The organism is Pseudomonas batumici (assembly GCF_000820515.1).
Taxonomy (GTDB): Bacteria; Pseudomonadota; Gammaproteobacteria; order Pseudomonadales; family Pseudomonadaceae; genus Aquipseudomonas; species Aquipseudomonas batumici.
This window is the reverse complement of sequence record NZ_JXDG01000059.1, coordinates 41,008-47,497: the sequence shown is the minus strand read 5'-3', so window position 1 is coordinate 47,497 and position 6,490 is coordinate 41,008. Positions and strand designations below refer to the sequence as shown.

The 6,490-nt window shown below is 58.2% G+C and carries 7 protein-coding genes; 1 reads left to right on the top strand and 6 read right to left on the bottom strand.

What is annotated here, in order from left to right:
* Positions 1-76: 76 nt before the first annotated feature.
* From UCMB321_RS23005 to UCMB321_RS22990, 4 genes are all read right to left on the bottom strand, one after another.
* Positions 77-1,033 (bottom strand): cation diffusion facilitator family transporter, encoded by a 957-nt coding sequence (locus tag UCMB321_RS23005; protein WP_040070915.1) that lies wholly within the window; start codon positions 1,031-1,033, stop codon positions 77-79.
* Positions 1,034-1,420: 387 nt separating this feature from the next.
* Positions 1,421-2,092 (bottom strand): hypothetical protein, encoded by a 672-nt coding sequence (locus tag UCMB321_RS23000; protein WP_040070913.1) that lies wholly within the window; start codon positions 2,090-2,092, stop codon positions 1,421-1,423.
* 184 nt (positions 2,093-2,276) lie between these two features.
* On the bottom strand, positions 2,277-2,669 hold the full coding sequence (locus tag UCMB321_RS22995) for a tautomerase family protein (RefSeq protein ID WP_040070911.1): 393 nt from the start codon (positions 2,667-2,669) through the stop codon (positions 2,277-2,279).
* Positions 2,670-2,743: 74 nt separating this feature from the next.
* Positions 2,744-3,679, bottom strand: a complete 936-nt coding sequence (locus UCMB321_RS22990) for a LysR family transcriptional regulator (RefSeq protein ID WP_040070910.1) — start codon at positions 3,677-3,679, stop codon at positions 2,744-2,746.
* Positions 3,680-3,832: 153 nt separating this feature from the next.
* Here UCMB321_RS22990 and lysA point away from each other — a divergent pair, with 153 nt between their 5' ends.
* Positions 3,833-5,071, top strand: a complete 1,239-nt coding sequence (lysA, locus tag UCMB321_RS22985) for a diaminopimelate decarboxylase (RefSeq protein WP_040070908.1) — start codon at positions 3,833-3,835, stop codon at positions 5,069-5,071.
* Between the two features lie 95 nt (positions 5,072-5,166).
* Here lysA and UCMB321_RS22980 read toward each other — a convergent pair whose 3' ends face one another.
* Positions 5,167-5,538 (bottom strand): VOC family protein, encoded by a 372-nt coding sequence (locus tag UCMB321_RS22980; RefSeq protein WP_040070906.1) that lies wholly within the window; start codon positions 5,536-5,538, stop codon positions 5,167-5,169.
* A 104-nt stretch (positions 5,539-5,642) separates the two neighbouring features.
* Positions 5,643-6,332 carry a helix-turn-helix transcriptional regulator gene (locus UCMB321_RS22975; protein WP_040070904.1) on the bottom strand — a complete coding sequence of 230 codons (690 nt, stop codon included), beginning with the start codon at positions 6,330-6,332 and terminating at the stop codon, positions 5,643-5,645.
* Positions 6,333-6,490: the final 158 nt, after the last annotated feature.

Sequence of the window (6,490 nt, the reverse complement as noted above, 5' to 3'; positions counted from 1 at the left end):
ATGAGCATTCCGAGCCTGTTTTTAACGCAGCATGATCGTCGCGCAGGCAGTTTTCGTACAGAGCCTAGGCCTGGTTTCAGGCTCCGGATCTGGAGGGCTCGAGATGATCCAGGTCCGGCCGATGCCAGGGATCGATATGCGTCATCAGGTTCAGGACTCGATGGCGCAGCATGACATTTTCCCGCGCGGCCACGGCAATGGCATGTCCTTCTTCAACGGAAATCGAAGCCTCCACTTCGATATGCGCGTCGACCGCGAGCATATCGCCCATCTTGCGTGTGCGCAGATCATGCACCCCCTTGATGCCCGGGGTCTCCAGGAGCGTGGTGCGAATCGAGGCCACCTCTTCTTCATCGGCGGCGCTGTCCATCAGGTCATTCAACGCGTTCCAGCCGAACGCCCCGCCCATCCTGGCAATCATGCCCCCGACCACCAGCGCGGCAATCGGGTCGAGAATGGGATAGCCCGCCAGGTTGCCCACGATACCGACAGCGACCACCAGCGACGACGCCGCATCCGAGCGGGCATGCCAGGCGTTGGCAATCAACAGGCTCGATTTCACCTTCTTCGCCACGGCGAGCATATAGCGAAACAGCAGCTCCTTGGTCACCAGCGCCGCGCCCGCCACCCACAGGGCGGTCATGTGCACCTTCTGGATGGACTCCGGGGTCTGCAGCTTGAGCACGGCCGAACCGATCATGCCGATGCCCACGGCCAGCAGCAGTAGCCCGAGGATCATCGAGGCGGCGGTTTCAAAGCGCAGATGCCCATAGGGGTGGCCTTCATCGGCGTCCTGCTTGCTTTTATGGCCGGCGAACAGCACCACGAAGTCGGCAATCAAGTCCGACAGGGAATGGATACCATCCGCGATCAGGCCTTGGGATTTCGACAGGATCCCGACGATGATCTGAATGCAGGACAGCGCCAGATTGACGCTCACGCTAACCCAGGTACAACGGGAAGCCGCTGCCGCTCGCTCGGCAGGACTGCAGCGTTCGTCCTCGGATTCGCCGGAGAACTTTTCATCGTTCATCAGATACTTTCCATTCTATGCAAATGACTATCAGCACGCGGCATTCAAGGCTTGCCGGCTAATTAAGCGTGCGCACCGATGTAATCGGCAATCATTGCTGTTTGCTTTGAAAGAGGTGTGTCAGAGGAACAAAGCATACTGAAAAGTTGGGTGAATACCCATGACATTTAAATAATTAGGGCGATTGAAAATTTGTTTCGCATGGTTATTTAAGCTGTTCTCAAATGCGAATCTTAATGTTTTTTCGTTTACTGTTCGTAGGCACTCGCGCGGACTTCAATCGCCTTGTATCCCGCTGTCGGCCTATGACGTTCAGCAAGGGGTGTATTGATTGGCTGGCGGGCAGAAGAGAGAAGGGGAGCCGGGCTCCCCTCAAGGGGTACGGAATCAGTTGGTCGCCACCCGGTCGGTGTCACCGGACGTCACCAATGCGTTCAGCGAGGCATCGAATTGTTTCAGGGCGTTGACCTGCAACTCGCGTTGCTGATTGATTTGCGCGGCAATCTCCGGGGCCGCCTTGCCATGGACCCAGATCGAAGGCAGTGCCTTGCCACCGAAGCCTTCGGCCTTGCCGATGTATTGCAGGTTCGAGTCGTAGAAGGTGGCGACGAAACGCGCTTCGAACTGGATGTTGCGCTTGGTCACCAGGCGACTGTAGGTGTCGAGCATCACCACCGCATCGGGACGGGCTTGTACCAGTGCATCGAGGTTGTCGTAGACGGTCACCGAGGCGAACTGTTTCTGCAGCGAGGCCATGAGCCAGTCGATGGCCAGTTTCGGATCGGAGCTGTTGACGAACGCGTCGCTGATGCGTGAATCCAGCGCAGCGTTCTTCGCGCCGTTCAGCGCGACGGCGTGGTAGCGCTCAAGGTACTGGAGTGTACTGACGGTGTTTTCGCTGTAGAGCACCCCTACCGATCGGGCATGTTTCAGGCTGGCGGCGCTGTCGGCCACCGGCAGGAAATGGCAGGATTGATCGTCGGCCGCGTAGGCAGGGGCTGTGGCGAAGAAACCACCGGTCAATACGGCGACAAGAGCCAGCAAGGTAGAGATTCTCATCGCGTGTTTTCCTTCTGAAGTCGGTTCGGCATGACGCTATCCTCCTCCTTTTCCAGAAAAACAGAACTTGCCTTCCTTGATGGTCACTATCGATTGTACGAATGGTTGGAGGCGCTGGGTTGTAGTGTAGCCGTCAAATAGGGCGCAGCATTGAGTGCTCCACCCCAATATTTAAAATGTCATCTTATTCCGTTGGCGCGTACTGCATCTCTCCGTTGCCAAACGACCAGTCCTCGCGTTTTACATCGATCAAACTGATCCAGACATCCTCTTTGCGCAGCCCGGTCCTGGCGTGAATACCTTCGGCGATCGCCTTGTAGAACGCCTTCTTGACTTCGACCGTCCGACCCCCGTTCCAGGTCACCTGGATAAAGACGATTTTCGGCGTGTAGGTCACACCGAGGTAGCCGGCTGCGGGGTAGATCAGCTCATCCTTGGCGTGGCGATTGATGATCTGAAATTTGTCGTGCTCAGGGACATTGGCCGTCTGGACCATGGCCTGGTAAACCACATCGCTGATTGCGGTCACGGTTTCGGGGGTTGTGTCGGCAGCCACATCGATTCTGACTAAAGGCATGGGGCAATCCTTTCAAGTAGGTGGGTGGTACGGTCAAGTGGTCAACAGCACGCATCATGAGGCTAGGCTGGAGTCTACAAGTTCACACTTGAACGAGCACTGATCGCCGCCAGCCGGGCCTCAACTACCGAAACCTGTTCCCGCAACGCCTCCTCGAACCGGCTGACCAGCCTGGAAGCCGGACGATGCAAGGGTTTGATCAGACTCACGGTAAAGGGGATCGAGACGCTGAACGGGCGGATCTCCAGGCCTTGCCCGACGAAGTCCAGGGCTGTCAGCGGGTTGACGATGGCCAGGCCAACGCGCTCGCGCACCATGGCACAGACCGACGCCGCACTGTGGGTTTCCAGCACCATCTGCCGCTCTACCTGGGCCTGTCGGAAGATCTCGTCTATCTGCTGCCTGTAACTGTCGAGGCTGGACAAGCTGATGAAGGGTTTCGAGGCGAAGTCCTCAGGTACCAGAAGCGTTTTTTCCAGAAGCGGATGGCCGCTCGGCAAGACGCAGACTTCATCCACAACCATCAAGGGCGACACCTCCGTCCCCGGCGGCGCACTCGCCACTTCGGTCAGTCCCAGGTCGTAGCGCTGGGCCGACAACCACTCCTCCAGCAAAGGAGATTCTTGCGGCGTGATGGTCATGCCCGCTTTCGGAAACTGCGTAAAGAAACGCTGGCACGCCCTGGGCAGCAAGGATTGCGAGAACACCGGCAGGCAGGCGATGGACAACTGACCCTGATCGAACTCCCGCAATGACGCCGCGGTATTGAGAATCCGCCCCAGGCCGAAGTAGGCCCGTTGGACCTCCTCGAACAGAGAGAGCGCCTGCGCCGTCGGTCGCAGGCGGCCGCGCACGCGATCAAACAGTTTGAGCTGGGTGAGTTGTTCAAAGCGCGCCAGTTCGCGACTGACCGTCGGCTGGGAGGTATGCAGCATCGCCGCGGCCTCCGTCACGCTGCCGGTGGTCATGACGGCCCTGAACACTTCTATATGGCGCAACGTGGCTGACATGGACCGGGCTCATCTTCCTTCGAAAGCCATATCGTAAATGAATAGCCTTGATGAATATTGATATTTTATGACTGCCCTTTCTTTCCCCATCATGCTGCTGATTGCGCGATAGCCCTTTGCTGCATGCGCGTTACCTGCCTGAGACCTGCCGATATGAAATCCCTCGCTGATAACCTGCTACTGCAACTGGTTGAGCGTCATGGCACCCCTTTGTGGGTGTATGACGGCCGGTTGATTCAAGAACGTGTCCGGCAGCTCGCTGCATTCGATACGGTGCGCTTTGCCCAGAAAGCCTGTTCCAACCTGCATATCCTGCGTTTGATGCGCGAGGCCGGGGTGAAGGTGGATGCGGTTTCTCTCGGCGAGCTCGAGCGGGCGCTGCAGGCCGGATTCAGCACTGAGACGGTGCAGGGGGCGGCAGGTGTCGTGTTCACCGCCGATGTGTTCGATCGAGCCACCTTGCAGCGCGTGGTAGAGACGCGGGTCGAGGTCAATGTCGGTTCGATCGACATGCTGCGCCAGTTGGGGCCGCTTTCACCCGGCCACCGTGTATGGCTGCGGATCAATCCGGGCTTTGGTCACGGGCACAGCCGCAAGACCAACACCGGCGGCGAAAACAGCAAGCATGGGATATGGCACACCCAGCTGGAGGAAGCCCTGACGCTGGTACGCGACCACGGCCTGCATCTGGTGGGGCTGCACATGCACATTGGTTCCGGGGTGGATTACCAGCATTTGCAGCAGGTCTGCAGCACCATGGCGGAGCTGGTGGTGGGCCTGGGCCAGGATATCGAGGCCATTTCAGCGGGTGGGGGGTTATCGGTGCCCTACCGGGCGGGCGAACAACCTGTCGATACCGAGCATTATTTTGCCCAGTGGGACCATGCCCGCAAGCAGGTTGAACGCCATCTGGGCCATCCGGTGCGCCTGGAAATCGAGCCGGGGCGTTTTCTGGTGGCGGAGTCCGGTGTGCTGGTGTCGGAGGTACGGGCCACCAAGTACATGGGCAGCAACCATTTCACCCTGGTCGATGCCGGCTTCAGTGACCTGATGCGCCCCTCGATGTACGGCAGTTATCACGAAATCTCGTTGCTGACCCAGCGCGATGAGCCATTGCCCATGCAGGCCACTGTTGTGGCGGGGCCTCTTTGCGAGTCGGGCGACGTCTTTACCCAGTCCGAAGGCGGGATCGTCGAGTCGCGTCTGTTGCCCGCTGCCGAGGTCGGCGATTACCTGGTTTTCCATACGGCCGGGGCTTACGGCGCCTCCATGTCGTCCAACTACAACAGTCGTACCCATGCGGCAGAGGTGTTGGTGAATGACGGCGAGCATCGCCTGATCAGGAAACGCCAGACACTGGATGCCCTGTTGCTCCTTGAAGAGGATTGCTAAGGAAACCGCTCGGACGGATCCTTGATCTCACTCGCCTGCCGACACGGCGGGCGAGTGAGATGTGCTGCCCCATAGGTGGGCGGCCGTCTGGTAAATCAGTTGCCCGACGCCGCGAACACACGAAGCCGATGGCCGTCCGGATCAACAGCGACAAAGGTGTAGCCGAAATCCATCTCCACCGGTGTTTGGATAACCGTCAGCCCCTTGGCAACCCACGCTTGATAGGTCGAATCAACAAGCGTTTTTTCCGCGACGGAGAACGCCACTTCTCCTGCAACCCCGATGTCGGCTACTTGTGGTTCCACAGTGTGCTTTGACCAGAGGCCCAGCATGAACCCTGAGTCCAAAGCGAACATCGCAAACGTAGCCGAAGCCTCTACAGGTGCACTACCCAATAACTCGGCATAGAAGCTGGCGCTGGACTCCGGACTGTCTACATACAGGATGAAAAAGTTGGGCTTGATCATTTGATGGCTCCTAGCCAGGGATGGAAGTGACGCTATCAGCACAATGCTTGCTAGCGCCTCTTATCCTACGGATGCCACTACCCATTTTTGTCAGCAGTCATCGGCTATTGAGGACTGATCCCTTCCTGGAGACGCCAAGCTCTCAGGAGTGCCTGGCGTCGGCGCGGATATCGCTCCTGAGCAACCGTGAATGTGCTGATCCGGTCACTGCGGAAGTGGCGAAAACCCTCACGCAGTTCGCACCAGGCCACCAACACGCGGGCATCATCGAAATAACCCAGTGCAAACGGCCAGATGGTTCGGCAGGATTGCTCTCCCTTCAGATCCGTGTAGACAATTTCCGCCTTCCGTTCTGCCCTGATCGCCTTGCGAATAAGCGGCTGTACGATGTCTGCTGGCAAAGGCGAGGCGCTAGGCCCGATGAGCAGCGCAGACGCGTCCATCTCGTCCCTCAGGCCTGATGGAAGGACAGCAGAAATTTTATCCAGGGCATTACGTGCAGCCTGGCCCAAACGTTCATCCGCGCGCTCGGCTACCCAGCGCGAACCCAGGACGAGAGCTTCAATCTCGTCTTCTGAAAACATCAGTGGCGGAAGCATGAATCCGGGGTGCAACACAAAGCCAAGCCCGGCAGCCCCTTCAATATTTGCGCCTTGTTCCTTCAAGGTCCCAATGTCCCTGTAAAGGGTGCGCAGGGTGATGCCAAGTTCCTGGGCCAGCACTGTCCCGGCAACAGGAAAACGGTGGCGTCGTAAAATCTGAATCAAGGTCAGGAGACGTTGGGAGCGAGACATTTAGGCGAGTTCAAAAGGCAATGCCCGACAGAGTTTCACATCAAGGAAGGCGTCACAACTATCGGCGCTGATGTAGGTAGTGCAGGGCGTCTTTCAACAGCGTCGACCTGCAGCAGCCCCTCATGCGCCTTGAAATTGCGATCCTGCGCCATGATCGA

Bases quoted from the DNA above. Each gene is read 5' to 3' on its own strand.
- UCMB321_RS22995 (WP_040070911.1), bottom strand. From the start codon at position 2,669: ATGCCTTTAGTCAGAATCGATGTGGCTGCCGACACAACCCCCGAAACC.
- UCMB321_RS23000 (WP_040070913.1), bottom strand. From the start codon at position 2,092: ATGAGAATCTCTACCTTGCTGGCTCTTGTCGCCGTATTGACCGGTGGT.
- UCMB321_RS22980 (WP_040070906.1), bottom strand. From the start codon at position 5,538: ATGATCAAGCCCAACTTTTTCATCCTGTATGTAGACAGTCCGGAGTCC.
- UCMB321_RS22975 (WP_040070904.1), bottom strand. From the start codon at position 6,332: ATGTCTCGCTCCCAACGTCTCCTGACCTTGATTCAGATTTTACGACGC.
- lysA (WP_040070908.1), top strand. From the start codon at position 3,833: ATGAAATCCCTCGCTGATAACCTGCTACTGCAACTGGTTGAGCGTCAT.
- UCMB321_RS22990 (WP_040070910.1), bottom strand. From the start codon at position 3,679: ATGTCAGCCACGTTGCGCCATATAGAAGTGTTCAGGGCCGTCATGACC.
- UCMB321_RS23005 (WP_040070915.1), bottom strand. From the start codon at position 1,033: ATGAACGATGAAAAGTTCTCCGGCGAATCCGAGGACGAACGCTGCAGT.